This is a genomic window from Priestia sp. TSO9, from assembly GCF_021029645.1.
GTDB classification, from domain to species: domain Bacteria; phylum Bacillota; class Bacilli; order Bacillales; family Bacillaceae_H; genus Priestia; species Priestia megaterium_E.
This window is the reverse complement of the sequence record NZ_JAJEKD010000015.1, coordinates 759702-784338: the sequence shown is the minus strand read 5'-3', so window position 1 is coordinate 784338 and position 24637 is coordinate 759702. Positions and strand designations below refer to the sequence as shown.

36 protein-coding genes and 3 pseudogenes are annotated in these 24637 nt (G+C 35.1%); 25 read left to right on the top strand and 14 right to left on the bottom strand.

Features of this window, described 5'->3' with window-relative positions; translation table 11 throughout:
* Window positions 1–16: 16 nt before the first annotated feature.
* Entirely contained in the window at window positions 17–652 is a 636-nt protein-coding gene (locus LJC66_RS19240) for a DUF1232 domain-containing protein (RefSeq protein ID WP_230933333.1), read from the bottom strand.
* A gap of 119 nt (window positions 653–771) precedes the next feature.
* Here LJC66_RS19240 and LJC66_RS19235 point away from each other — a divergent pair.
* Together LJC66_RS19235 and LJC66_RS19230 are read left to right on the top strand one after the other, a co-directional pair.
* Window positions 772–1358: pseudogene (locus LJC66_RS19235) on the top strand (manganese efflux pump).
* A 376-nt stretch (window positions 1359–1734) separates the two neighbouring features.
* Entirely contained in the window at window positions 1735–2304 is a 570-nt protein-coding gene (locus LJC66_RS19230) for an MEDS domain-containing protein (protein WP_230933332.1), read from the top strand.
* A gap of 122 nt (window positions 2305–2426) precedes the next feature.
* Here LJC66_RS19230 and LJC66_RS19225 read toward each other — a convergent pair whose 3' ends face one another.
* Window positions 2427–2879 (bottom strand): DUF4288 domain-containing protein, encoded by a 453-nt coding sequence (locus LJC66_RS19225; RefSeq protein WP_230933331.1) that lies wholly within the window; start codon window positions 2877–2879, stop codon window positions 2427–2429.
* Window positions 2880–3080: 201 nt separating this feature from the next.
* Between LJC66_RS19225 and LJC66_RS19220 the strand changes: the two genes are divergently transcribed.
* From LJC66_RS19220 to LJC66_RS19200, 5 genes are all read left to right on the top strand, one after another.
* Entirely contained in the window at window positions 3081–3215 is a 135-nt protein-coding gene (locus LJC66_RS19220; RefSeq protein WP_230933330.1) for an ankyrin repeat domain-containing protein, read from the top strand.
* A gap of 79 nt (window positions 3216–3294) precedes the next feature.
* A complete protein-coding gene (locus tag LJC66_RS19215) occupies window positions 3295–3480 on the top strand; it encodes a hypothetical protein (RefSeq protein WP_230933329.1) in 186 nt (61 codons plus the stop codon).
* An 80-nt stretch (window positions 3481–3560) separates the two neighbouring features.
* Window positions 3561–3842 carry a hypothetical protein gene (locus LJC66_RS19210; protein ID WP_025749994.1) on the top strand — a complete coding sequence of 94 codons (282 nt, stop codon included), beginning with the start codon at window positions 3561–3563 and terminating at the stop codon, window positions 3840–3842.
* A 284-nt stretch (window positions 3843–4126) separates the two neighbouring features.
* Window positions 4127–4660, top strand: a complete 534-nt coding sequence (locus LJC66_RS19205) for a hypothetical protein (protein WP_230933328.1) — start codon at window positions 4127–4129, stop codon at window positions 4658–4660.
* Window positions 4661–5197: 537 nt separating this feature from the next.
* Window positions 5198–5716: a YfiT family bacillithiol transferase gene (locus LJC66_RS19200; protein WP_230933327.1), complete on the top strand. Its 519-nt coding sequence runs from the start codon at window positions 5198–5200 to the stop codon at window positions 5714–5716.
* A gap of 191 nt (window positions 5717–5907) precedes the next feature.
* On the opposite strand, the gene LJC66_RS19195 is transcribed toward LJC66_RS19200, so the two are convergent.
* Together LJC66_RS19195 and LJC66_RS19190 are read right to left on the bottom strand one after the other, a co-directional pair.
* Complete coding sequence (locus LJC66_RS19195; protein ID WP_230933326.1) at window positions 5908–6378, bottom strand: inorganic phosphate transporter; 471 nt, start codon at window positions 6376–6378, stop codon at window positions 5908–5910.
* A gap of 4 nt (window positions 6379–6382) precedes the next feature.
* On the bottom strand, window positions 6383–7171 hold the full coding sequence (locus LJC66_RS19190; protein WP_230933325.1) for a hypothetical protein: 789 nt from the start codon (window positions 7169–7171) through the stop codon (window positions 6383–6385).
* Window positions 7172–7436: 265 nt separating this feature from the next.
* Here LJC66_RS19190 and LJC66_RS19185 point away from each other — a divergent pair.
* Window positions 7437–7538, top strand: a pseudogene (locus LJC66_RS19185) (esterase); the annotation flags it as partial.
* 225 nt (window positions 7539–7763) lie between these two features.
* Here LJC66_RS19185 and LJC66_RS19180 read toward each other — a convergent pair.
* The 3 genes from LJC66_RS19180 to LJC66_RS19170 all read right to left on the bottom strand — a co-directional run bounded on the left by LJC66_RS19180 (window position 7764) and on the right by LJC66_RS19170 (window position 8697).
* Complete coding sequence (locus LJC66_RS19180) at window positions 7764–7922, bottom strand: hypothetical protein (protein ID WP_165592303.1); 159 nt, start codon at window positions 7920–7922, stop codon at window positions 7764–7766.
* 83 nt (window positions 7923–8005) lie between these two features.
* The gene (locus tag LJC66_RS19175; RefSeq protein ID WP_050690258.1) at window positions 8006–8215 is read right to left on the bottom strand and encodes an alpha/beta-type small acid-soluble spore protein; all 210 of its coding nucleotides are present in this window, start codon (window positions 8213–8215) and stop codon (window positions 8006–8008) included.
* A 317-nt stretch (window positions 8216–8532) separates the two neighbouring features.
* On the bottom strand, window positions 8533–8697 hold the full coding sequence (locus tag LJC66_RS19170; RefSeq protein WP_230933324.1) for a hypothetical protein: 165 nt from the start codon (window positions 8695–8697) through the stop codon (window positions 8533–8535).
* A gap of 186 nt (window positions 8698–8883) precedes the next feature.
* Between LJC66_RS19170 and LJC66_RS19165 the strand changes: the two genes are divergently transcribed.
* The 9 genes from LJC66_RS19165 (at window position 8884) to LJC66_RS19125 (ending at window position 12965) form a co-directional block, all read left to right on the top strand.
* Window positions 8884–9090 carry a hypothetical protein gene (locus LJC66_RS19165; RefSeq protein ID WP_230933323.1) on the top strand — a complete coding sequence of 69 codons (207 nt, stop codon included), beginning with the start codon at window positions 8884–8886 and terminating at the stop codon, window positions 9088–9090.
* Window positions 9091–9223: 133 nt separating this feature from the next.
* The gene (locus tag LJC66_RS19160; RefSeq protein ID WP_230933322.1) at window positions 9224–9406 is read left to right on the top strand and encodes a hypothetical protein; all 183 of its coding nucleotides are present in this window, start codon (window positions 9224–9226) and stop codon (window positions 9404–9406) included.
* Between the two features lie 220 nt (window positions 9407–9626).
* On the top strand, window positions 9627–10370 hold the full coding sequence (locus LJC66_RS19155; RefSeq protein ID WP_230933321.1) for an HAD family hydrolase: 744 nt from the start codon (window positions 9627–9629) through the stop codon (window positions 10368–10370).
* A 130-nt stretch (window positions 10371–10500) separates the two neighbouring features.
* Window positions 10501–10689 (top strand): hypothetical protein, encoded by a 189-nt coding sequence (locus LJC66_RS19150; RefSeq protein ID WP_013058440.1) that lies wholly within the window; start codon window positions 10501–10503, stop codon window positions 10687–10689.
* Window positions 10690–10875: 186 nt separating this feature from the next.
* Window positions 10876–11214: a CotD family spore coat protein gene (locus LJC66_RS19145; protein ID WP_230933320.1), complete on the top strand. Its 339-nt coding sequence runs from the start codon at window positions 10876–10878 to the stop codon at window positions 11212–11214.
* Window positions 11215–11397: 183 nt separating this feature from the next.
* Window positions 11398–11505, top strand: coding sequence for a YjcZ family sporulation protein (locus tag LJC66_RS19140; protein WP_016766356.1), 108 nt, complete (start codon window positions 11398–11400; stop codon window positions 11503–11505).
* 290 nt (window positions 11506–11795) lie between these two features.
* Window positions 11796–11966, top strand: coding sequence for a sporulation protein YjcZ (gene yjcZ, locus LJC66_RS19135; protein WP_230933730.1), 171 nt, complete (start codon window positions 11796–11798; stop codon window positions 11964–11966).
* Window positions 11967–12268: 302 nt separating this feature from the next.
* On the top strand, window positions 12269–12739 hold the full coding sequence (locus LJC66_RS19130; RefSeq protein WP_230933319.1) for a DinB family protein: 471 nt from the start codon (window positions 12269–12271) through the stop codon (window positions 12737–12739).
* Window positions 12740–12809: 70 nt separating this feature from the next.
* Entirely contained in the window at window positions 12810–12965 is a 156-nt protein-coding gene (locus LJC66_RS19125; protein WP_230933318.1) for a hypothetical protein, read from the top strand.
* Window positions 12966–13064: 99 nt separating this feature from the next.
* Here LJC66_RS19125 and LJC66_RS19120 read toward each other — a convergent pair whose 3' ends face one another.
* From LJC66_RS19120 to LJC66_RS19110, 3 genes are all read right to left on the bottom strand, one after another.
* Window positions 13065–13184, bottom strand: a complete 120-nt coding sequence (locus LJC66_RS19120; RefSeq protein WP_269067670.1) for a YrhK family protein — start codon at window positions 13182–13184, stop codon at window positions 13065–13067.
* 163 nt (window positions 13185–13347) lie between these two features.
* Window positions 13348–14517 (bottom strand): MFS transporter, encoded by a 1170-nt coding sequence (locus tag LJC66_RS19115; protein ID WP_230933317.1) that lies wholly within the window; start codon window positions 14515–14517, stop codon window positions 13348–13350.
* A gap of 80 nt (window positions 14518–14597) precedes the next feature.
* Window positions 14598–15113, bottom strand: a complete 516-nt coding sequence (locus LJC66_RS19110; RefSeq protein ID WP_230933316.1) for a cyclophilin-like fold protein — start codon at window positions 15111–15113, stop codon at window positions 14598–14600.
* Window positions 15114–15291: 178 nt separating this feature from the next.
* On the opposite strand from LJC66_RS19110, the gene LJC66_RS19105 reads away from it, so the two are divergent.
* From LJC66_RS19105 to LJC66_RS19080, 6 genes are all read left to right on the top strand, one after another.
* Complete coding sequence (locus tag LJC66_RS19105) at window positions 15292–16194, top strand: LysR family transcriptional regulator (RefSeq protein WP_230933315.1); 903 nt, start codon at window positions 15292–15294, stop codon at window positions 16192–16194.
* Window positions 16195–16500: 306 nt separating this feature from the next.
* Entirely contained in the window at window positions 16501–16656 is a 156-nt protein-coding gene (locus tag LJC66_RS19100) for a hypothetical protein (protein ID WP_230933314.1), read from the top strand.
* A gap of 280 nt (window positions 16657–16936) precedes the next feature.
* Complete coding sequence (locus tag LJC66_RS19095) at window positions 16937–17266, top strand: PadR family transcriptional regulator (RefSeq protein ID WP_028409849.1); 330 nt, start codon at window positions 16937–16939, stop codon at window positions 17264–17266.
* A complete protein-coding gene (locus LJC66_RS19090; protein WP_230933313.1) occupies window positions 17253–17816 on the top strand; it encodes an HAAS signaling domain-containing protein in 564 nt (187 codons plus the stop codon). The genes LJC66_RS19095 and LJC66_RS19090 overlap by 14 nt, the downstream gene beginning before the upstream one ends.
* Complete coding sequence (locus LJC66_RS19085; RefSeq protein WP_230933312.1) at window positions 17806–18669, top strand: DUF4097 family beta strand repeat-containing protein; 864 nt, start codon at window positions 17806–17808, stop codon at window positions 18667–18669. The genes LJC66_RS19090 and LJC66_RS19085 overlap by 11 nt, the downstream gene beginning before the upstream one ends.
* Window positions 18670–18978: 309 nt before the next feature.
* Complete coding sequence (locus LJC66_RS19080) at window positions 18979–19365, top strand: hypothetical protein (protein WP_230933311.1); 387 nt, start codon at window positions 18979–18981, stop codon at window positions 19363–19365.
* A 153-nt stretch (window positions 19366–19518) separates the two neighbouring features.
* Here the strand turns inward: LJC66_RS19080 and LJC66_RS19075 are convergent, their stop codons facing one another.
* Window positions 19519–20631, bottom strand: a complete 1113-nt coding sequence (locus tag LJC66_RS19075) for a type II asparaginase (RefSeq protein WP_230933310.1) — start codon at window positions 20629–20631, stop codon at window positions 19519–19521.
* 207 nt (window positions 20632–20838) lie between these two features.
* On the opposite strand from LJC66_RS19075, the pseudogene LJC66_RS19070 reads away from it, so the two are divergent.
* Together LJC66_RS19070 and LJC66_RS19065 are read left to right on the top strand one after the other, a co-directional pair.
* Window positions 20839–21121, top strand: a pseudogene (locus tag LJC66_RS19070) (glucose PTS transporter subunit IIA); the annotation flags it as partial.
* Window positions 21122–21275: 154 nt separating this feature from the next.
* Window positions 21276–21683, top strand: a complete 408-nt coding sequence (locus tag LJC66_RS19065) for a PTS sugar transporter subunit IIA (protein ID WP_230933309.1) — start codon at window positions 21276–21278, stop codon at window positions 21681–21683.
* A gap of 108 nt (window positions 21684–21791) precedes the next feature.
* On the opposite strand, the gene bioC is transcribed toward LJC66_RS19065, so the two are convergent.
* The 3 genes from bioC to bioF are packed head-to-tail and all read right to left on the bottom strand — an operon-like array spanning window position 21792 to window position 24530.
* Window positions 21792–22616 (bottom strand): malonyl-ACP O-methyltransferase BioC, encoded by an 825-nt coding sequence (gene bioC, locus LJC66_RS19060; protein ID WP_230933308.1) that lies wholly within the window; start codon window positions 22614–22616, stop codon window positions 21792–21794.
* The gene (locus LJC66_RS19055) at window positions 22609–23355 is read right to left on the bottom strand and encodes an alpha/beta fold hydrolase (protein ID WP_230933307.1); all 747 of its coding nucleotides are present in this window, start codon (window positions 23353–23355) and stop codon (window positions 22609–22611) included. The genes bioC and LJC66_RS19055 overlap by 8 nt, the downstream gene beginning before the upstream one ends.
* Window positions 23352–24530 carry an 8-amino-7-oxononanoate synthase gene (gene bioF / locus LJC66_RS19050; RefSeq protein ID WP_230933728.1) on the bottom strand — a complete coding sequence of 393 codons (1179 nt, stop codon included), beginning with the start codon at window positions 24528–24530 and terminating at the stop codon, window positions 23352–23354. The genes LJC66_RS19055 and bioF overlap by 4 nt, the downstream gene beginning before the upstream one ends.
* Between the last annotated feature and the right edge of the window lie 107 nt (window positions 24531–24637).

The window sequence follows — 24637 nt, the reverse complement described above, 5'->3', positions numbered from 1 at the left end:
TAATAGAAAGCCGTTGTTATTCCGCAAGCTGATTCATTACCAGTTGTACAGCTATTGCATCGTCTAAATAGCCGATTGGAAAGACATAGTCTGGGATAATATCGGTAGGCAAAATAAAATACAGTAGCGCACTTCCCAATATTGAGCGCTTGGTATCTGATGTTTTTTCATCACAATATTCAAGATACATTTGCTTTAATTGATCAATAAAGGTTCCGACGCTGCCGACTTGCTCTATTTTGGTTTGAAAGTTATTACAAATCATGCTGTGTCCTTCGTCTGTCTGTGCATATTGCTTATATTTTGTTAGTTCTTGTTCGACACGTTCAATCGTAAAGTTTGTATCTACTATATTAAAAGATTTAAGTATTTCTTGAATTTTATCAATGGAGTAATGAATGCCTGTTTCTACTTCATTTTCTGTATTGTTAGCTCCAGCAGGGTCAATTAATGCTTCAAGAGGAGTATTTAAATAGTGCGCAAATTGTTTTAAATGATGTAGATTTGCTTGCTGTTTTCCATTTATAATCCGTGAGATAGTTGCTGTATCAATCCCCGTAAGTGAGCTAAGTTTTCGCATAGATAAAGCATTTTCCTTTAATAAAGACCTTAATAACAAACCAAGACTTTGATCATTTTGGGTGTTAGACATAGCGATTCACCTCTTTATATTTTTCAACGTACAGTGATTATTTTATTGAAGGTTTATCAACAATATATGCAACAAATAAGCAAATCTCCTCAACATTATCAACAAAAGGAGAATACAAAATGGAATGGTTATTCATATTAGGTTTTGCATTATCATCAAGTATAGATAACTTCGGTGTAGGAATATAATATCATACGGAGTTCGAAAGGTAAGGATAAAATGGCTTTCTAATTTACTGATAGCGGCTATTTGTTTCCTCTTTAGCATGGTGGGGATTATGTTTGGCAGGTGGATTTCAACCATCTTGCCAGGGGTGTTCCATGTTATTGTAGCCGTCGTATTATTAACGCTAATTGGGGTTCGTATTATTTTATTAGTTGTATCCCAAAGAAATAACGGAAGTGATGAATTAGATAGTAGTGGTCAAGAAAACGTACGATATATTGGGTGGATCGAAAGCAGTGTCCTAGGTGTTGCACTTTCAGCAAATGCACTCACAAACGTTCTGGGAGCAGGTTTGCTTGGGTTATCGCCTTTAGCTATTTCGCTTACATCAGCATGTGGCAGTTTTATCACCGTATGGCTAGGAGTAATGGTGGGGAAAAAAGCAGCAAATGTTCAAATTGGGAAATTCACCTTGAGTCAATTTGGAACGTTAATAAGCGGAATTACGATTTTAATTGTAGCTTTTACGCAAATATTTTAAAAGAAAAGGCGCCACTTACTAAAGCAAGTGGTGTTTTTTCTTTGTATTTTGTAGTAACTAGTTTTAAATAGGTTATACAAAGTAAAAAATAAATGTCTAATACTCCTATCAATGCTGCATGAGAATTTATTTTAATGATAGGATAAGTAAACTTAAGTCTGTCATTATTTTTTATTAGGTTTTAATCATATTCAAAAAGGGTATAGTATTCTTCAGTCAAGGCATCAGAATAACTGTCTCACCTCAAAATAAAGGCTAGAACATCCAGCTTTGACAGACAAGAGTGCGAAGCGTAAAATCGTTCTAATAGATAGACAGTTTACTAGTTTAAGCATTTTAAAAATCAGGTTGATCTTATATAAGGGAGCGTACACACTTGAAAAATCAGTTTGCTCAATTAATACAGAATAATGAAAGCGTTCATATTTACTACAATATTAATGATATGAGAAGTTACGTAGACAATCTTGTGTCTTATATTGTTTCGGGGATTGAACAGGATAGACATACTTTAGTTATTGAAAGTGAAAGAGTAATTCCATTAATTTTTGAAAAATTAGAGGGGATTTTAACTAAAGGCCAATTAACGTACATACATACTATTAATAACTTTGATTATTATTGTTCCAGCGGCAGTTTTCAACCCGCTATCATTTTTGAGCATCTTTCTACACACTTAGATCCTTTCTATAAAAACAGTATGGCTTTTCAAATATGGGCTCATGTAGAATGGGGACAGCAAGAAGGAATAGTCCCTATTTTAGAGGAGTTTGAAAATGAAGCAGATACATTAGTAACGGAAGGCGGATTATATTTAGTATGCGCGTATGATGAAGACAGAGTACCAGAAGCTCTGAAACTCGCTTTAATGAAATGCCATCCATACTTAATTTCAGAAAACAAAATTAGGCCATCTGATTTATATATAATGACAGATGCAGTGTAATTAATAGTGTGCTTGAGCTTTTATTCTTGAAAAACAAAGGTAAATAGAGAACAAATAAAGAGCCTTATTTAAGGCTCTTTGTTTGTTGTTTCCACAGAGTATGGATACCATATACCGAATCTTCAATTAAAATCTCTATCCCTTAAAATGAAGTTTTTCCGTATCTGCTCTGTTTCATTTTCCATAACTTCTGGATAGTGCCTAGATAAGACATTAGCTAAACTTTCTTCTTTAGGTATATGCAAAAAACGTGAATATACTTCCGTACCACTTGGTAACTCATCTTCTTCACACAAGAGAAAGGCATCTAAACTCTCAATCAATTGGAAGTTCACAGTCTGGTCATAAACGTTGGTATAGCTGTCTTCACATTCTTTTGCTTTCTTTTCTGCAATTTCATAGGCTAGGTCAAATGATGGGGCTTTAATTAATAAAATACTTTCTTCAAATATCTGATGTTCTTCATAATTTTCGTCAATCTTTTCTATATTAGGTTTATCCACTATTAAGTACTTATAAAGAACCTTTACGCCATACCACTGGAAGTCTAACTCTTCGCTATTAGTTGTTTTCATATCAACTCTCCATTCTTAACTAAAGGAACTATAATAATTAATTTTATCATCGTATTCCCCATCGTCCTTCCGACTTATATACCTAAGTTTGTATGTCTTGTTCATTCACTAACCTATGATAAAATGGAAATATAATCAAGGTATTTCTATATATTAGGGGGATGTAAAATGGAATATATTGATTAAATAACAAATGCGGCGGTGAATGGAGAAAGCGAAGAGATAAAAGCGTTATTAAATAAAGAGCCATCTTTACTTAACGCTTTTAATTCAGAGGGATGGACGCCTTTACATTTAGCTTGTTATTTTGGGCAATATGTTGTATACAGCATATAAATAGAAAGACTTTTTAATCAGTAAAATAAATATAATTATGTTAAAATATAACTATATTTATTTTTTGGTGGTGAAATAGATGAACAATCGAAGCTTGGGATTACTTTTAGTCGGTACAGGAACAGTCTTTTTGGTTTTAGTTTTAACATTACATATTACGGGATTACTATATGGTGTTATTTTAGGTAGCAGCATCGTATTAAATGTGTCAGGTGCAGGTATACTTATGAAGTTTATAGCTGATGAAAAGCTGGCTAATTTGTAGAGGTCTTATAAAGTAAGGTCTATTTTTTATGAATTTTATGATGAAATTTATTTGATGAGAATGTTTGGGGGTACCTTACTTTGGAAATGAACTTTTTTTGGTTAGCGTTAGGATTAGCTGCCCTTGGTTATTTTATAGGCGATGGTTTAAAGAATTTTAGCAAACCTCAAAGAAAATCAAAATATCCTTATTTAATTAAAGAAAAAGATCTACACTATCACTTTCACTTAAGTAAAGGTGAAATTGAAGAGCTGTTAACAAAATATCCCGGGGCTCCAAAGATTGAGCTGAAAGGGACTACATATTATCCGTATCATCAATTCGTTGACTGGCTGTCGTCTAATGAAATCTATAAGGTGTAAAGGAGGAGAAGCATTTAGTCTTTAAAAGCTAGATGCTTCTTTTTTTGAAGATTGGATTCTAATGCCATCGTCACTAGAAATAAACGCTATATAAATTAAAAAATAATTTAACTTTATTGAGATTCACCATTAAAAAGTGCAAAAGTAGAACCGCATAGAAATACAAAAATATACGTATGTCATGGTTATCTAGGTTATCTTTGCCTAGAATCGTTGTACATATTACATAATCTTTCAATTTTAGGTAATAATATTTCTGAAAATACAGTTTGAGGAGACAATTCATGCGTAAGTACAAAAGAAAATTGATCATTTCTTTAAGCGTGCTAATCTTTCCATGGTTAACCGCGCCTTTTATAGGAACAAAATCATTTGTCCGCTTTTTGCCTGTAGCTACTTTCGCTAACTTATTCATCATTGTGTTTACCGTCATTGCCAATCAGAAAAAATGGTTTAGAAATAACAATCCTTTATTTCCTAAAGCACCTATAGATTTTACTTATATTTTAGGTCCTCACTTAATAGGAACGCTTTGGATATTTAAGCTAACGTACGGCTCTTTTCTAAAATACATACTTGCCAATACGGTGTTAGACTGGTTTAATATTTTTCCTTTTGGTGGTGCCTTGAAAAAAGCGGGTATATTTAAAATGAAAAAGATGTCGCCAAGCATGTACTGGGGAATGACTACGGTTTTAGCCGTTGTTTTATATGGATATCAGTACATCGTGGAAAAAGTAATTAGGCAAACAAATGATTCCCAATCAAGATTACAAACGCTTAAAGCAAACATCCAAAAAAGACCTTCCAGTAGCTGAAGGTCTTCTTTTATTTCTGTAGAGGGTTATGACGTATTTATTTAACTCTATTTATTTTCCATAATAAGTTTGCAAGGAAGGCACTAAAAAAGCCAATAGCAATTAAGCAAAAACCAATTTGATACAAAATAAAATTCCAGCTGTCTCCAAAAGAAAAGAGTGTAATTCTTCCTGATTCTATAATATCAACGATAATAAATAACGACATGGTAATAAAATATATTAAAAAGAACTTACTGTAGAAATAGCTTTTATAATCACTGCTCAATTTGCTCACCTCAACTTAATTTTACGGCAAGTTTATCTATATGTTTATTGTTTTAATTAAAAGGGGCCTAATTCAGGAAAATAATTATCATGAATTATAGCAAAGGCAGGTCTTTGTACTGCGGAGAATGTACATGATAGCAACTGAAAGTACACGGCATATTTATAGATTATAATTTTTTATCTATATTTAATTCTGAATATTTAAATTTATTTACATTTAAAATTGCTATAATAGATAGTAATAAAAATAGAAAGAGAGGCAGAAGTATGTTTAATCAATATCCTATTGGAAAATTTACGGTGAAAGAAAATATTCAGAAAGAAGATATTCAAGGTTGGATTCATGACATTGGAGATGCACCAAAGCAATTAGCTGATGCTGTAGAAGGGCTGACGAAAGAACAATTAGCCACACCTTACCGAGAAGGCGGTTGGACATTAAGTCAAGTTGTTCATCATTTAGCTGATTCACATATAAATGCTTATACTCGTTTTAAATTAGGCTTAACAGAGCAAGCGCCTACTATTAAGGCCTATGATGAAGTGGCTTGGTCGGATCTTCCTGATAATGATTTACCTATAGAAGTTTCTCTTCAACTTTTTTCAGCTTTACATAAGCGTCTTCATAAAGTGTTAAACTCACTTGATGAAATAGATCTAAAGAAAACGATCCACCACCCTGAAAACGGGGAAGTGACGATTGAACAATTAATAGCGACTTACGCTTGGCATGGAAAGCATCATATTGCTCATATTACGACATTAAGAAATCACAAAGGATGGTAGAATGCATTTAACATATGTTAGAACCAAAAAAGCTCTTTTTAAAGGCTTTTTGGTTCTAATAAATGCCATTATGTTAATTAAAGAATATACAGCTTAAAAACAGAAAAACTCCCTCAATGCGTTAAGGAAGTTATTATCAAATCTGCATAGTAATTCATTCATCCTGTATCTTGCTGGGTGATGACTTATTTTTATAAGCCATCAGATCCAACTTTTGAAACACCTAAGGCAAGGTTTTTCCACAAAGTTTGTTCAACGATTTCGGCGTCCGCAGCATGACAATCAACAATGAGTATGACTTCCGAATGTTTGCCGCGCAGAAGTCGTTGATTTTTCCTGATTACTTTAAATATAAATAGTTTAATTCCTAGTCCTAAGATAAATCCGATAAAAGCACTAATAATTCCCCAATAAATAGGGCCCCAGCTTAGTTTAAAGCCAATGCTTGCACCAATGACGGAAAAGGCTGTGGCTAGAGCCATTCCTAAATCAATAAGAGAAACTCCATCGGCTCGATGAAGGCTGTCAAAAATTCGACGATCTTCCGTTCGATTATTAAGAGGAACAATAAATATATCTTCTTTCTTTATCCCTTTTTTTTCTAGCTCTGAAACAGCTAATTCTATGTAACTGGAGTATTCAAATGTAGAAAAGACCTGCATGTTTTCACTCCACCTTTTTTCCTTTCGCAATACAAAAGCTTGGATGTTGATACGTTTTCTCGAAGAAATTTTTTTGCTCTCTTTCCACAAGTTTATTGTTCTCAACAGTATTCATGTAGGAATCAAAAGTAGCAAAACCATATAGAGAAGGGAAAAATAACAACCATTCTTTATTTAAAACGGAGGTAGCCTGTTTTATTTCTCCTAAAAATAGCAGAGAAATCCCTTCAAGCAGGTGAGAGTAATAAAAGAAAATGACTGCCCAAATGATAACAAAGAAAGCACCAATGATCCGATGAATATAAAGTTGTCCTAGACCTGGCATCAAAAAGGACCAGGCAACCGACAAGATGGGATTCCGTTTATCTAAATAGTTTATTTCCATGGCTCCTATACTAAAGGAGTTGAACCGATGATTTTCTCTTTCAGCTAACACGTATATTTTATTTAAATCAACGGTTGTTCGGTAACTATCCCATATAGCAAAAATATAAACGGGAATGTAAATAAGAAGCCATCTTGTATTAAGCACGTCTTTGGCCATATCAATGTTTCCTTGAAAAGAATAAATCATTGCTAAATTTACATGAGATTTAAGGTTTATGACGACCTCCCATATAAATAACACAAAGCCGCGAAGATATTTAGACAGTAGCAAGTGTCCAAACCCAGGAAAAGCTGCTGACCACCAAGCAACAATATAGGGGTTTCTTAAATGAATTTGAGTCGTTCCAAATATACTAACATGAGCAATATAGCGTCTTGCAGTATTGTCATTTTTATAATTATTCATATACGATCTCCTATGGTTTGGAAGGAAATATACTTTTTATACCTATCATTCATATTTAATATGGTCTTGTTTACTTATTTTATGCAATCCATTGATATACACTTAATCTTTGTCAAAATGGAGAATTTGTTGATAAGAAAAAGCTCTTTATTTTTCGATAGAGAGCTTTTTTACATGTTGTTTCTAACAATTGGTATTATGTTAATAAAGAGATGGTTAGATGCTTCATGGCGTCTTGATTCGTTTGTTCAAGATATAGAAATATATTCAACTTTATGGCATTGGACATATTGGGTTGCTTTCAAATAGTCAGGTTAACGGGTACATAAAAGAAGGGCTGAATGGCGACGGACAAAATACAAACTAATTATTTTTCAGGTGGACAAGGCAGGCTCGCCTTTTATATATTGGGGATTAGACCGTTTGCCTTTGTGTTTCACCAGTATGGACCTGATGAAACACACCCGAAGTCACAGACAGTATCTCCCCCGTCGAAATAGAGTAGACTGCTAAAAGTACCTCGGTTAATTGAGGTACTTTTATAGGTTCTTATACAAAGAGTCCGTGATTAAAAACTGCTTAAAGTGTTTTTTTAATCACGCATTGCGCCTGCTTCTCGAGAAGTCATTGCACCTTGTCCTTCATTTACGTCTCTTTGGATTTCTTGTTTTACTTTTTGTGGATTTGTTGCAGAAGCTGCTGGTTTTTCAGTAAAGCTAGCATTTTCTTTAGCCGGTTGATTTTGCTGCATATAATCTTTCCTTCCTTTTTTATTCGTACAAAAAGGAAGAGTGGATACCCACTCTTCCTTCAGCCATCAATTATAAAGTTGTCTTAGAAGCGTCCGCCGCCAAGTTGTTGCTCAGCTAATTGCACAAGACGTTTTGTAATTTCGCCACCTACTGAACCATTTGCACGTGCAGTTGTATCAGCACCAAGGTTTACACCAAATTCGCTAGCGATTTCATATTTCATTTGATCGATTGCTTGTTCAGCACCGTATACTACTAATTCATTGTTGTTGCTGCTTTTGTTGTTTGCCATGTTGTGTCACCTCCTTGTTTTTCTTAAGTTTCCTAGAGGCCAAGAGGTATATGTGTGGTAAATGATGGATGTTTATTTTTTTATCAGGATAACATACTAGTTTTTAGAAACAACCGACACTGTAAAAAGTGAAATTAGATGTTTCATTTCCTTGTGAAAAAAACTATATCCTTGCCATGTGTAGGAGAAAGAATGACATTTTGTTTGTCATTCTTTTTTCATGTTCATGTGTATACCATTTAAATGACAAATGACTAACACCTTTTGGTGACCATGAGATGCCCTCCTCGTCATGTAAAAGGATAAAGTGATTAAGCTTATTTATTTTCTTTTCCTTCTTGCTGATTCTGTCCTTTTTCAATTCCAGTGTTTGACTGAAATCCGACTCGATAAGTTCCTGATTTTTGTTGCTTTACTGAATCTGGCATTTGATACTGCTTTAAATCATCCTGAAACTGTCTTGTGCTTGGATTTCTTTCCACTTATATTCCTCCTCAGTAAATTAAGTTTTGACGCTTTAGTTTCCCCATTTCGTAAAACAATTAAGCATGTTGTATATGTCTCTTAGCAACAAGTAGCTAATTAATTCTCGGGAAATAAAAATATAACTTAACCTTCCACTTATTTTATCTTCAAATTTTCAAACAATAGGGCTAGGAGGTGTTTTTATGCCAATGAAAGACTTTAAAGATGTTGATAATTCAGGAATTGCAGAAAGAGTTGATTATAACAACTATAAAAATAAAGATAGCAATAATGATCCTACGCTTAACCGTATTGTCGAAGAAGATGGGCGTGTTCTCGACCCAAGGGAAACCTTAGAAAATTTCTTTACTGACCTTGAAGGTGAAGAGCCACAAGAAATTACAACTTAATAAAAAAAGTAGAAAATGACGGATCTTTTTTAGCGAAAAGACCTATGAAACGCAGATATTTTCATTAAAGAACCTGCTGTAAACGAGTTAACAGGATTTAGAAAAATGAGGGCTATTAATAGAGGTGAAGTTAATGTCGCACACAGAAACTGAACGAACAACGTATATGTATGATCCTTTCACTATACAAGGTCTTGAAATGAATATATCTAAAGAAGGCGAAGGCAGCCAACTGCTAATAAATCGTTCAGGACTGAGTACCTCTACGTTCAAAACAAACATGAATAGAAAACATTTTGAACGTTATATTTATTAGCAGGAATATCCTGCAGCTTTTTATCTTATAAAAAGATCCTTCTATTTTATACGCTAGAAGGGTCTTTCCATTAAATATTCTCATTTCAGTATAGTAATCAATTGCTTGTGCCTAACGTATTGGGAAATTCACCTTCGTGCTAGATTTGGATAGGTAACAAAAGTGGTTAGTGTTTTTTTATATACTGTCTGTACATCCATTGTAGAAAGGATTTAACGAAATGCAGAAGCAAACCTTACTTTTTAATTTAGACGATACGCTTGTTCACTGTAATAAATATTTTAGAGACACCATAAATGCTTTTGTGGCTCAATTGCAGGAGTGGTTTGAGAATCTGACTAAGGAAGAAATAAAACAAAAGCAGTTAGAGATAGATTTAAAAAGTATCGAAAAGTATGGCCTTCACTCTTCCCGCTTTCCAGAATCATTAGTAGCTACTTATTTATTTTTTAGTGAACAAAATCATCAAGATATCCATGACGATAGAGTCGAAAGAATCAAAAAAATTGGTCAAAGTGTATTTGAAGTACCGATAGAGCCTTTGCCAAATATGTATGAAGTATTAGATAAGCTAAAAGAACAAGGACATAATCTCTACTTACATACAGGTGGAGACGAGGAAAATCAAGGTAGAAAAATTGTTCAGCTAGAGCTAGCTAAATACTTTGAAAAAAGAGTGTTCATTTCTGAACAGAAAGATACATCTGCATTAAAAGAGATACTAAACCAAATTAAGTACGATCAAAAAAAGACTTGGATGATTGGTAATTCATTAAAAACCGATATAAGACCGGCAGTAGAAGCTGGAATACATGCGATTCACGTGCCTTCTGAACTGGAGTGGAGCTACAACGAAGTTAAAATTGATATTGCGCCAAAAGGTAAATTGATAACCGTTAATTCGTTGCTGGAAGTTCCAGAAATCATTCAAAAGCATGCTCAAGAAACGGTTGTGTCTACCTAATATTAGGTCATATGTAAAAACAATATACAGAAACAGCCAACCGTTGATTAAACCTTATCCAACGGTAGCCAGATAAAATTCTTATGTTTTTTCTAATCAATTCACATACTATACAGAGGAGGTGACTGATATGGCGGATCAATCCAAAGAATCAGAAAAGATGATATGTGAAGATCATAATTCTCCAGTTGACGAAAGAAGCTACGATTTATACGAAGCGACGCGTAATTCACTTTTACGTAATGAATTAGACGATAAAAACAAAACCATTTTAAATAATATTGATAACGCAGCGATGGATGTTAATCTTGAGGAATAATAGGCATTAAAAAACCTTCTATTTCTTAGTCTCATAGCTATGTTACTAAGGATACACGTTTCTTTTTCTCTTGGTAAAGAAGACCCTAAATCATTAGGGTCTTTTTTAGGTATTTGTCCAAACATTCTATGGTTGTTTCACATACAGTAATAGGAGTCTACTAACAGAAAGGAGAAGATTTTTAATATGAGAAACAACTATCCTTATCAGCACTCTAATTACGGTGGTTATCAAGGGGCTATGTATCCTCAGCAAGGTAACTGCGGTTATCCACAAGCTAAACCATGTGGTCAATTGCCTCCTCAAACCATGCCTGCTCAGTATGACCCAGTTAAACAAAACACATCTTTTACTGGTCAAAATGTGTTTGTACCAGTGTTGCATCCTAGTCATATCACAAATGTTTATCAAAAAAATTATAAATATATGCACTCATTCCCGCATACAGAATCCGTTGTATGTCAGGAAACGCATCAACATTTTTGTGCTCCAAGCTGTCCTCCTAGACCTCGTCCTTGGCGCTGATAGCCGAAAAAGCCCCTTCATTTTTTACTATGTGAAATTGATGGTATCTAGCTATCGTTAAACAAAGTAGCCTATTTTAGAGCAAAATACAATCGATATGAGCTATGTCTACATATAATACCTTAACCCATGTATATTTAAAGTTTTTTCCTTTAGTTAAATACCACGAAAAGAGGTGTTTGTATGTCTAGTTATGGTGGAGCAGGTTCTGGTTTTGCTTTATTAGTTGTTCTGTTTATTCTTCTTGTCATTATTGGATGCAGCTGTTACGGCCGCGGATTTGGCTATTAATAACAATAAAAAAGTCTTTCTCTAATGTGAGAAAGACTTTTTTATTCTAGGTTGTGCGGGGATACTTTTGTACGCAATAGAACTGATTGGGCGGAATTCAAACAATCTATTGCAGAGGGAGTAAAACTCATATATGGGTGGGATCTGAGGATGCTTCATTGTATGTAAAAGAAACTAAAAGGTTATTATTTTTTATTTATAGTGATATAAAACGTAGTCTATCCACTTCGTGGAGCACATTTCGTTTTTCATCATATGCTAAATGTATGAAGAAGAAGGAGGTGAAGTTTATGTTCTTTGGCGGTTATGGCGGAGGTTGTGGCTATGGTTATGGCGGCGGCTGCGGTTACGGCGGTGGCAGTGGTTACGGCGGTGGCAGTGGTTTTGCTTTAATTATCGTGCTGTTTATCTTATTAATCATTATTGGCTGTGCTTGTTGGGGAGGATTTGGCGGTTGCTAATTATTAGCCTGCCTTTCTCTCTGACTTAAAAAAGTTAGCTTTATGCTAGCTTTTTTTATTTGTTAAATAGGGACATGTATAGTGATTAGTACTAATACTTGCTGTGTTAACTAATGGTTTACAGCTTGTTACTAAGCGTTTATGGAATTTTTTACATAAAAGAATTGAATATACGATTCCTAAAGGATGAAAGTTATTATACTCAGCATAAGAACCATGAATATTTGAAATAAGTTTAGTTAAAAATTCACCTCTTTGTTTTGGGGAAATCATGTAAAATGATGATAAGAGGAGGGATGGAAATGAATGGAACAGATGCAATAGTATTAAATATAAAAGAGATTAGAAGAAGAAGTATAAAGGTTTGGCAAGCAATTCCTGATGATAAACTTGATTGGAAGCCAGATAAAGAAGCTATGACATGCATAGAAATGGTTCGTCATGTCTTGGAGTCAGAATACTATTATCATCTAGCTATCGAAAATTTGGGCAGCCTAAAGGAATTTGATTCTCCTTTTGAAAAAAGACCCTTACAATCTATAAAGGATGAATTGGAGTTTGCAGCATCATACCACCAACAATTTTTAGACATGATTACTACTTTTTCTGAAGAAGATTTAACTAATGTTCAAATAGACCGTTCAGATGTTGGTTATATTCGTTCTTTAGGGGATATGTTGATGCGGATAGGCTATCATGAATCCGTACACGCTGGACAGCTCTTACAGTATTTGAGAATCATGGAGGTTGATCGACCTAGAATATGGGATTAAATCAATTAACTAATATGTATATCATAGATAAAATTAGTTACCGTTTTTAGATAAATTAAAGAAATTTTTTGTGGTGCAAAATTACTCAAATGAAGAAGACCGTGCAACAAATTTAGGTATTTTCACAGAGGAGCTAACCTCTCATAAAAAAGATTTAGGTGATGGAAAGTTTGTAATTGCTGTGACTTCTCATAAATTGAATGAAAAAGGGTTAGACCTAGAGTAATATATTTGATTTAAAAGTGGAACCAAATGGGGTGTAGGCTAACGCGTACACCCCATTTTGATATATAGAATTCACAAGGAGAATTTTTCGCAAAGAAGATTATTTATTGGGGTAATCTGCCTTTAAATATTTTCGTAAGTGAAAATCATGAACTAATTTAATCGTTGGACGAATGAGCAACAGCACGCTCCCAAGAATAAATAACCAAATCCCTATCAAGAAGCCATTAATCGTATTTATAGCTTTATAATGACTAATAATTTTTACAGTGCGATTAAGCGCTTTAATTTATAGGTAGATTAGTAAGCACTCTCATTATGTAATAAAAGAAAACAAAGGGATCCTATATACGGATCCCCAAAAAGAAAGTTACGTTGATGCCTTATTTTGAAAGTTGACTTACAGGACGATGCATGTAGCTTCTTGGTAAAATAAATACTACGCTCAAGACTAATGACAAGATCCCCACTAGTACGACGTATTCTGTACCCATTCCTGATATAAATAGTCCACCTACAGCTGTACCAATCGTTGTTCCTAAGTTAACGGATGCTAAAAATAATCCATTTGCAAAATCAGGTGCTTCAGGAGCTGCTGATGAAATCCAATATTGATTAATATTCGTTCCTATACCAGCGAATATTCCCCAAACTAAAGTCATGATAGCCATAGGCCAAGTAAACTGTCCGGTAAAGAATAAAATGATGTAAACGACTCCCAACGCGAAAGGGAAAACTACTACCGTTTTGATGGCATTTTTCGTAAGTAACTTCCCTGCGATAATGTTTCCAATAATATTTGCCACACCGAATAGAATTAACATGAAGCTAATTAATTTTCCAGAGATGTTCGTAACGCTTTTAAGATACTCAGCAAGATAGCTGTAAACCCCAAATACTGCTGAATTCAGTAAAAGGACAGCAATAATGGAAAGCCAAGTAACGGGGTTCTTTAATACGCTGAGCTGAGTTCCGTAGGAAAGACTTTCTTTAACAGGCATAGAAGGGAAGAATGCCCATGTAGCAATAAATACTATAGCGTTAATGACAGCGAAAAATGTCATTGATAGTTGAAATGAAACTGTGCTTGCAAGAAAGCTTGCGATTGGTACACCAAGTACCATACCTGCAGATACGCCAATAAAGACTTTTGAAACGGCTTTTGGAGCGTCTTCTTTGTTAACGGAGTTCGCAGCCATTGTAAAAGCTGCTGAAAAATAAATTGGATGAAAGATAGCTGGAATCACACGCGCAATGATGGCAACAGCAAAGTTAGAAGTTAAGATAGAGATAATGTTACCTAAAACGAAAATACCAAGTACAAGCAACATCGCTTTCTTGCGGTTGACCCTTGAAAATAATAACGGCATAGTTGGACCGGATATTGATACAGTAAGTGCAAAGAGACTCACCAGCCACCCGGCCTTTGATACACTGATATGAAAGTAATCCGCAATGTAGGGCAGTATCCCTATAACCCCCATTTCGGTATTTATAATCCCGAAAGCTCCTAAGGTTAAGACAAATATAAGTAGCTTATGTTGTTTAGACATAAAATCAATTTCCTTCTTTCTAAAAGAGTTCTGTTCTAGCTGCTTCAAAGCCGGCTGTTTACCGAGCAATTGTCATGTTTTTACTTAGTCACTTTTCCAATGGTAACTGTAAAATCACCATGAATATTTTCAACGTTTTCTTTTCCAGACTCAATTTGACCTAGTATGATAAGGTCATTTGTGGCATCCTCAAAACCTTTATAAAAAATAGCTACATTTCCCCAAGGAGCGTAATAAGCAAAGTCGCCTTTTTTTGATGGATCTCCAGCTTGTCCATCATCTGCTGATAATCTTTTTTGTAAAATACTAATTTTCTTTTTACCTATATAATCTTCAAAAGTGACTGTTAAAGGCAATTGAGCTAGAAAAGCCATACTTGCTGGGTTATCGTACATCCTAATCAAGACTTCTTTATCGTTAAACGTTAATTTGATTCTTGTACCTGAAATAGAATCTTCTTTTGGCTGTTCTGGTGCTTGGTTTGAAGGATTACTTGCATTATGATCTCTGTCCGCTGCAGATGAATTATTGTTGCTACAAGCAGCGAGGCCAAGGCTTGTTACTAAGATAGAAGACAGACATAAAAATTTTTTCATTTTAAACTCCTTTCAATTTTGAATAATTAAAAGTGTTGCTTTCGTGATATGAACTTCGTTGCTATTTATTCTAATGGCTCCTTTTAAATATAGAAAATACTTATATCTTATATCATGGTATGCTTGATAAGCATTTCTGAGATATATATACTAAAGCTTGTGAAAGGAGAAGCGGTATATGGAAGTTCGAGTTTTGCGCTATTTTCTTACGGTTGCAAGAGAAGGAAACATCACGAGAGCTGCTGATTTTTTGCATGTGACACAGCCAACTTTGTCGAGACAATTAAAAGATCTTGAACAAGAGTTAGGTAAAAAACTATTTATTCGCAGCAGTCATAGTGTCATTCTGACAGATGAAGGAATGCTTCTGCGAAACAGGGCAGAAGAAATCGTTAATATGGTGGATAAATTAGAGGCAGAGTTTAGTTCGATGGAAGAAACAATAGGTGGTGATGTCTATATAGGCGGCGGGGAAACTGAAGCAATGAAACATATTGCACGAGTAGCAAAAGATGTACAGGTACGTTATCCCAATATACGATATCACCTTTACAGCGGAAACGAAGAAGATATAACGGAACGGCTTGACAAGGGATTGCTTGATTTCGGTATTTTAATTCAGCCAGCCGATATTTCAAAATACAATTATCTGAATATGCCTGCCAAAGATGTTTGGGGCGTTGTTATGAAAAAAGACAGCTCTCTTGCCGTCAAAGAAGGCATTCAAGCTGAAGATTTAGTAAACGTTCCACTGATTTGTTCACGACAAGCCGTGAAACAGACGTTTTCAAAAAATGAGTTTGCGGATTGGTTTGGCGAAGATTTTCATAAGTTAAACATTGTCACTACATACAATCTTGCCTATAATGCGGCGATTATGGTTGAAGAAGGCGTTGGATATGCCATAACACTTGATAAAATCGTCAATACGTCTACGACTAGCAATCTTTGTTTCAAGCCGTTACAGCCAAGACTTGAATCAGGTTTAAATATCGTGTGGAAAAAGCATCATGTTCTTTCAGCTGCGGCGGCTGCGTTTTTAAAAGAACTGCAGGAAGAATTTGCACCACCTAGAAAATGAAATTTTTGATAGCAGTCTACTTTAAAACAGCCATAAAATTGGCTGTTTTTTATTGTTTGAAAATGTAAAATAACGGTTTCTTTTTTCTTTAATTTATTACAAAAAAATCAAATGTACTTAAGGAATTTCTATCAATTATAGTAACAATTGTTAAATTTTATCTTAAAGGTGATATTCTTATAAATATTCAATCAGTATGCTTTCAAAGCTATTTATGGATTTTATTTATAGATTTAATGTTAGAGTATGAAACAAGTATGGAGAGCCATGATTGCTTTATTATTTTAAACGAAGGATGAGTGATGTATGAACAAGCTTATAATACCAGGCGTATTAGTGATCTTCGCTTTATGGATTTTAGTACAATTGGCTTTAGGAGGGGATATTTTCAAAAATCCTCTAAATTATTTTATTTTAATAACGGTTTTCTTTTTATTTATCCAACAAGCTAAGGAGAAATAGCCTGACATGATCGCTGCTGTGTAGTCTATAGCTATAGACTACTTTTTCTTTTGGGTACGTTAAAATAATTTTAGCTACAAGCTAATTAGAAAAGAAGGTTGAACCTTGCTTTATAAAAAGCACCTTACGACTGTAAAAATGGTTAAAATTCAAAAAAATATTAAACAGTACCTTGCAATAAACAATAGCTGGTGATATATTGTAATTATTAGGAAATCATTATGAATAAGTACTATACAATAAACAGTAGTGAACTGTGAAAAGAAAAGGGTGAAGAACAGTGAACGTACAATTTAAAAAAGGAGTTTTAGAGCTTTGTGTCCTTGTGTTGCTTGATAAAAAAGACCGCTATGGATATGAGCTAGTTCAAAAAATCTCCGATCAAATTGAAATATCAGAAGGGTCCGTATATCCTTTGCTGCGCCGGTTAACCAAAGAAGAATACTTTACAACGTATTTAAAAGAATCTACAGAAGGTCCTTCACGGAAATATTATCAGCTCACAGATAAAGGAAGAGATTATTTATATGAACTTGTCGATGAGTGGAACGAGTTTTCAAGAGGTGTTAATCAATTAATTAAAGAAGGTGTGAACAATGTCAAAGAGTAGCTTTTTACAGCAGTTAAATGAATCCTTAAAACCATTATCCGCAAAAGAACGGGCAGATATTTTACAAGATTATGAAGAACATTTTTCCATCGGCTTAGAAGAAGGAAAAACGGAAGAAGAAATTGTAACGTCGCTAGGTTCTCCGAATCAAATAGCTAAAGAACTGCTGGCAGATTATCATGTTGAGCAAGCAACAGCTAAGGCAACAACTCAAAATATTTTAAGAGCCACTTGGGCCGTAATTGGTTTAGCTTTTTTTAATGTAGTGATTGTTCTTGGGCCCGCCGTGGCATTAGCTGGCTTCATTTTGTCAGCTTGGGCCATAGGTCTATGTTTCTTGCTATCTCCTATTCTAGTTCTCGGTGAGGCTATTGTACATTCGAGCGGCTTTTTTCTCTTTAATCTTTTTATGTCTTTAGCATTTTGCGGACTTGGATATTTTATTATGTTAGGTATGTTAGTTGTAACGAAGCTAGCTATAAAAGGCTTTGTACGTTATCTAAAATACAATGTATCACTCGTGAAAGGCGGTTTAAAACGTGCTGAATAAAAAGAAACTCTCCATTCTTGCAGGTATTCTCATCCTTGTTGGGATTATAGGAGGCCTCCTTACGTATCGTGCTATTGATCCTGAACCTATTTCAAAAGAAAAAGTTATTAAAAGCAATAAAGTATCAAAGGTAAACATCGATACGGATAATACTCGTGTTCATGTATACCCTAGTAAAGGCAATAATATCAAAGTAACATTAAAAGGCGAAACATCTCCTAACATAAAAAGAGACTTCACTACTGACGTTAGAAATTCAACGCTTTTTATCTCCTATAATGAACAACAGCGCAGCTGGGTCAATTTTGACATTGTGAGTGTATTAAAACCGCTATCCATCAACGTTTATCTGCCTGAAAAACAGTATAATTCATTGGGGATTTCCAGTAACAATGGGTATGTGTCTGTTAAAAAATTACGCGCAGCAGATGTTTCCATTCGCGCAAACAACGGACGTGTAGAATTAGAGAACATTGATTCACAAAACTTGAACACCAGCGTACACAATGAACTTACAAGCATAAAAAATACTGCAGCAAAAACGGTTCAAGCAAAAGGAAATAACGGGAAAATAACGCTGAGTAACGTGGAAGGTAGTTTAGAAGGCGAAACGCATAACGGAAGCATCGCTCTTGAAACAGAAGAACTTGATCGAGATATTGACTTTAAAACGCACAATGGAAAGATTAAGATTACGACGGAAAAAGAACCAAGTAACGTTCAATTTAACGTTTCTGTCGACAACGGGAAAGTAGATATCTTGAATAAATATGATGGGGACGCTGTTATTGGAAAAGGAAAGAATATCATTAAACTAGCCACTCACAACGGCAGTATTTCAGTAATAAAGTAGCCTGTTAGCTATACGGCACAAAGCGCATCTGCAAAAAAGCAGAGGCACAGCTAGCCGCAGATAATCAAAAAAGGGTTTCACTCATTGAATGTTGATGAGTGGAACCTTTTTTAATTTAGTTTATGGTGAAGTAATAGTGGCAGCTAAAAATGAGCCGTATACAAATCTCTTTTGGTTCTTGTAATTTGAGCAGGGAAGGTCTACAAAAATATATCTTCTTTTATCTTTTCTGTAAAAAAGGAATATTTCTTTAAATAAAACGATACTATTTTCTGATACAACCTATTCCTGCGAAAGGAGCAAAAATAAATGAAACGATATGTTGCCTACGGCTTGTTGCTCACAGTGTCTTTAGTATTTGCGGTTTTTTTAATTGTTGATTGGCGCCAATACGAAACTGGGTTAGAACACGCTATTAAGCCTGCTGATAAGAACTATGAGAACAGCGAAAACTATGTTTCTGACAAACGTATGATAGATGTCATTGTAAAGCTAACGGAAGAAAGCCCTGCAACATTTGGAACAAGATTAAAAAGTGCGCAAAGAGTAGATGAGAAACGTGTCCATGTGAATACCAATAAGCTAGAGGGCATTATTGAGTTAAAGGATATAAAAGGTAAGACTTTGGTATGGCGTGTGCTAGACGCCACATCAACTCATTTAATTATAGAAAGTAAGAACTGGGGAAATGAATAAGGGACCTACGGATGGTTTCTTTCTCAATTAAAAGAGGCTGAGATAAAAGTATGTTAGTGATGTCTCAACCTCTTTATGTCCTTCTTATAAGCTGCCATTACCGATTGTTCTTAAAAAATTTAGTCAAAACAGAGGATGAAAGATATTTTTGATTTAATACTCATTAAAGTAGGTTTGAATCTTTTGAGGATCCTTTGTTTTCGTTAAAGCAAGCATTAAAAGAATACGGGCTTTTTGTGGATTTAGCGAATCGGATGTCACAAACGTATCTTTATCATCTGATTCTTCATGTGTCACAACTCCGCTTCCTACCCGGCTAGATCTAACAATAACTACGCCTTTTTTTACCGCATCTCTAGCACCTGTTATGGCAGCATCGGATAGCAGTCCATTTCCTGCTCCTGCAACGACTATTCCTTTTGCTCCAGCTTTTACGGCTGTGTCATAAAAGTTCCTAGAATCGTTTTGATACCCATATATGATATCTACTTGAGGAAGCTTATCTAATTTTGATACATCGAATATTGATTGTGTTGTATGCTTGCGAGTTGGTTTGTTATAAAATATTACCTTATCTCCAGCTATTTCTCCTACATATCCTTGTTCAGGGGATTTAAACGTATCTACTGCCGTTGTATGTGTTTTTGTTATATAACGAGCTGCACCAATTCGATCGTTAAGCGCTACTAAAACGCCGGTATTTCGTGCGTCCTTCGTAGAGGCAATTTTCACTGCATTATACAAGTTTAGCGGTCCATCTGCACTTATAGCGGTAGCTGGTCTCATTGAACCAACCACAACCACAGGCTTATCACTCTTTACTACTAAATTTAGAAAATAAGCCGTTTCCTCCATCGTATCAGATCCGTGCGTCACGACAATTCCATCAACATCCTTAGAAGCTGATAGTGTATTAATTCGCTTCGCTAACTTTAACAAAATGCTGTTATCTATATTTTGACTTCCGATATTTACGACCTGTTCTCCGCTTACATTCGCTATTTTTTTCAACTGAGGAACAGCTTTGATAATTGTTTTAATGTTAAGAGCTCCTGATTCATATCCAGTTGTGTCTGTGCTGCTTTTAGAAGAGCCTGCAATCGTACCTCCAGTGGCCAAAATCTTTATATTAGGCTGCTCTTCTTTCACTGAATGTTTTACAGTCATTTTAGAATCATTTACCGATGCATTGACCAATGATAAAGGTCCCGAAAATAAGATAACGCTTGATAAAAAGGTGATGCTTACTGTTCTTTTCAGTTTCATCGTTACTTAGCTCCTTTTAGGCAAAAGACATGTAACGGTATTATTGGTAATTTGAATTTAAAATATCCAATCATTTGTCCGCACGAAGAATAAATGGATAAACGCATTATTCTTATGAGATCCTTCTTGTTTTTTCTGCTTTTTAAGATACATGATATAAACGTAAAATGGATTTCAGAAAGGGGTAAAGCAGTCTAGTAGCATCCTCTTCCTGTCGGAATATTAGGTATTGGAGAACCACTTATTTATGGAGTTATTCTTCTATTAGGACGCCGTTCATTACGGCTTGTATCGGTGGAGAAATTGGAGGAGCCGTAATTGGAATGTTCGGAAACGTTGGTTCCATCGCTATCGGTCCATCTGGTTTCGCTTTAATTCCATTAATTGCTCACGGTTTATGGCTGAAATATATCATTGCCTTGCCTTACTTGCAGGATATGCTGGAGGGTTCACCTGCACATATTTATTTGGCATACCAAAAGAGGCTATTACAGAAGGCTCTAATAACAAAGAAGTACCTGAAGCGAAGGCAAAAACTAAAGTTGCTGCAACAGGTGAGCAAAAAGAAATGAACGATACAACTTTAGGAAGCGCATTCAAACTTCCGTTTGACGGATATATTGTGCCTCTAGAAGACGTCCCTGATGCTGTTTTTTTCTTCAAAGATGATGGGAGACGGTTTTGCCATCGAACCAACTAATAATATTCTTGTTTCTCCTATCAATGGGGAGGTTGTTAGCATCTTTCCTACAAAACATGCCATAGGTCTAAAAACAGATCAAGATCTAGAGTTATTAATTCACGTAGGGTTAGAAACAGTGAACTTGAACGGGAAAGGGTTTACATGTCTAATTAAAGAGGGAGAAAAGGTTACACAAGGAACCCCGCTTTTAAAAATAGACCTAAACTACATTAAAGAAAATGCTAAATCACTTGTTACACCAATCATCTTTACAAATTTATCTGAACATAATCAAATACAGTTATTAAAAACAGGGTACAATGAGCAAGGTATAACAAATATTATTGAGCTAGTTTCTAAAAAACAGTAAGTTAATTAAATCTAATTGATTATTTAAGGGTACTTTTCTAAATAGAAGAGTACCCTTTTTTACTGGCGGCAATTCATCACCTCTAGAGAGTAACCAGGGCTGGATTGGCTATTGGTTCGTTTTTGTAATATTAAACATTAAGCAATGATAGGTTACTTTTACGCCATTTTCGTCACGATGATTATTTTCATATAAATTGATCAACTGACGAAAAAAGGAAGGGCGCTGACAGTAGCTTTCCTCGTTACTGTTACTTGCTCCAATCTTTTTTATTGATGTAAAAAATGCCTGGACCGTCGGAAAGTATTGAATCTCTAGGTTCTCCATTTTTAATAGTTTAAATGGATGCTCTCTCAATGGAACTAATGCTTGTTCACAAATTTGAGACAACTCTTCAAGAGAAAAAAACAATTGGCCAGGTGAACTGTTACTGAAAAGACCAAGCTTTTGTTTCGCATGACTGTAGCATGAATGAAGCTCTTGAAATGTACGATTTCCAAAGGTTGAAAATAGCAAGCTGCCTGTAGGCTTAAGTTGTTTATACAATTTTTTGATTGTCGTATGAAGACTATTAAACCACTGAAATGTTGCATTCGAAATAATAAGGTCGTAATGTCCTTCTATACTTATTTCCTCGATATCTCCGCATATGAAAGAAACTCGATTTTCCCTTATTTTTTTCTTTGCTAACTCAATCATTCCTGATGACAAATCAACTGCTGTAATAGCAGCCTTAGGAAATTTTTTGCACAATAATTTTGTTAAATAACCCGTGCCGCAGCCAATTTCAAGAATAGCTATTTCCTGGTTAAAGAAATTGGTGGAAAGCTGATCTATTAATTGGTTTGCCATGCTTTTTTGTACATCGGCATAAGCATCATAAGTTTTAGCATGATTATTGAATCTTTTCTTTAAAAGTTGCTTATTAATCATAAATGAGCTCCTTTTCGAGAAATTTCTCTATAAGTTGCGTACATTGCTGAGGCTTTGTAAAAAAAGGAATGTGGCCAGCTTTTTCTAAAATACACAGCTGCGCTTTTCCACCAATCCTTTCAGCTATGAAAGAAGAAGACTCAGGTAAACATATTTGATCATCTTTTCCATGGATCAACAAACAAGGAGTTTGAATTTGATTGAGTTGCATTCTAACATCTTTTTGGAGTAAATAATCCAGCCCTGTAAGGAGGGAGTGCGTACTGTCTCCTTGATAATCACGCTGAACAACTTCCATAAATTGATGGTGAAATTCTTCTTTTTTTTCAGATTTAGTGAACATAGCGTTATAAAATGCAATAAGGGTTTTTTCTTTATTACGCTGTAGCTGTTTTTTCGTACGTTCAATGATACGTTGCTCCCATCCAAATGTATTATGCACGTCGTTTGTAAAGCGACTAGTTCCGCCAATTAATATGAGTCCTTCTATCTTGTAAGGGTATAAACTTGCAAGTTCAAGCGTTAAAAGGGAACCTAATGACCAACCTATTAAATAAACAGTACCTTGAGTAGAAGTAAGCAATTGGATTGCTCGTTCTCTAAAGTCACTTAGTTCTTTTACACCTCTCCAGTCTGTACACAAAACGTTACATATAGTAGACAATGGTTTTATGATCGGATGAAACGCTGCTTTTTCCATTCCCCATCCGGGAAATATTATAATAGTGGCTTGTTTCATTGAATCACACTCATTTCTTTTCCAATTAGAGAAATTCTCTTTATGGCCCAATTTAAATCTTCTCGAGTATGATCGGCTGTTACAGTAAAACGAATTCTTGCTTTATTCTCAGGAACAGTAGGGGGCCTAACTGGAATAGCAGCAATTCCCTCTTTCTGTAAGCGCTCTGCAAACTGCATTGTTCTTTTGTTTTCTCCTGTCAAAATTGGAATGATTTGAGATTGACTTTCGCATGTGTCGAATCCTTCGTATGTAAGTGCTTTCCTAAAAAATAGTGCATGTTGTTGAAGAATTGCGCGACGCTCTGTGTCTTGTTGCACCTTTTCAATCGCACCCGTTATTGCACCGAGTATAGCAGGGGGAAGAGCAGTTGAATAAATGAGTCCTCGCATTCTATTTTTTAAATAATCTATGAGCCACTGTTTTCCGGTAACATAAGCTCCAAATGACCCCAGCGCTTTACTAAACGTTCCCATTTGAATATCAATTTTATCTTGCAGATCAAGAAAATGCGCATACCCTTCACCACTTTTTCCGTATACACCGCTTGCGTGAGCTTCATCAACCATTAGTAGAGCGTTATACTGCTCTTTTAATTTAACAAGATCCTCGAGCTTGGCAAAGTCACCATCCATGCTGAAAACAGTATCTGTTACAATTAACTTTCGTGACTCCAAGGGAACTTTTTTTAATGAATTTTCCAGGTCGTTCACATCGTTATGGCGATAGCGTTGAATTTTTGCACGGCTCAGTAGGGATCCATCAATGATACTTGCATGATTTAACTTATCGCTGAAGATGAAACCATTACGCGGAACCAAGGCTGAGATGATTCCTAGGTTTGCATTATAACCACTATTGATAATAATTCCTGCCTCAGCTTTCTTCCAATTAACAAGTGCTCTTTCTGCTTTCTCATAAAGAGAGTGATTTCCTATTATTAAGCGTGAAGCTGTTGCTCCTATTCCATATGTCATCACAGCATCACTCATTGTTTTCTTCAGGCCATTATCTCCTGCGTAGCCTAAATAGTTATTAGAGGCAAGGTTTAACATCCTATGTCCATTGACTATAAGCCATGGTTGTTCAGCAAATTCTGTAGTAACAAGGTGCCGTTTTTGAAAAATTTCATCTAAATAGGCAAGTTCTCTTTTAATATCCTCTTCCCAATCCAATACGCTTTCACCACCGACAATAAGATTAGTTAACTTTATTTTAAATATAGTTAACATATATATCTAATCACTCCTTTAGAAGAGTGTCAAGATAAAATGGTTAAGTG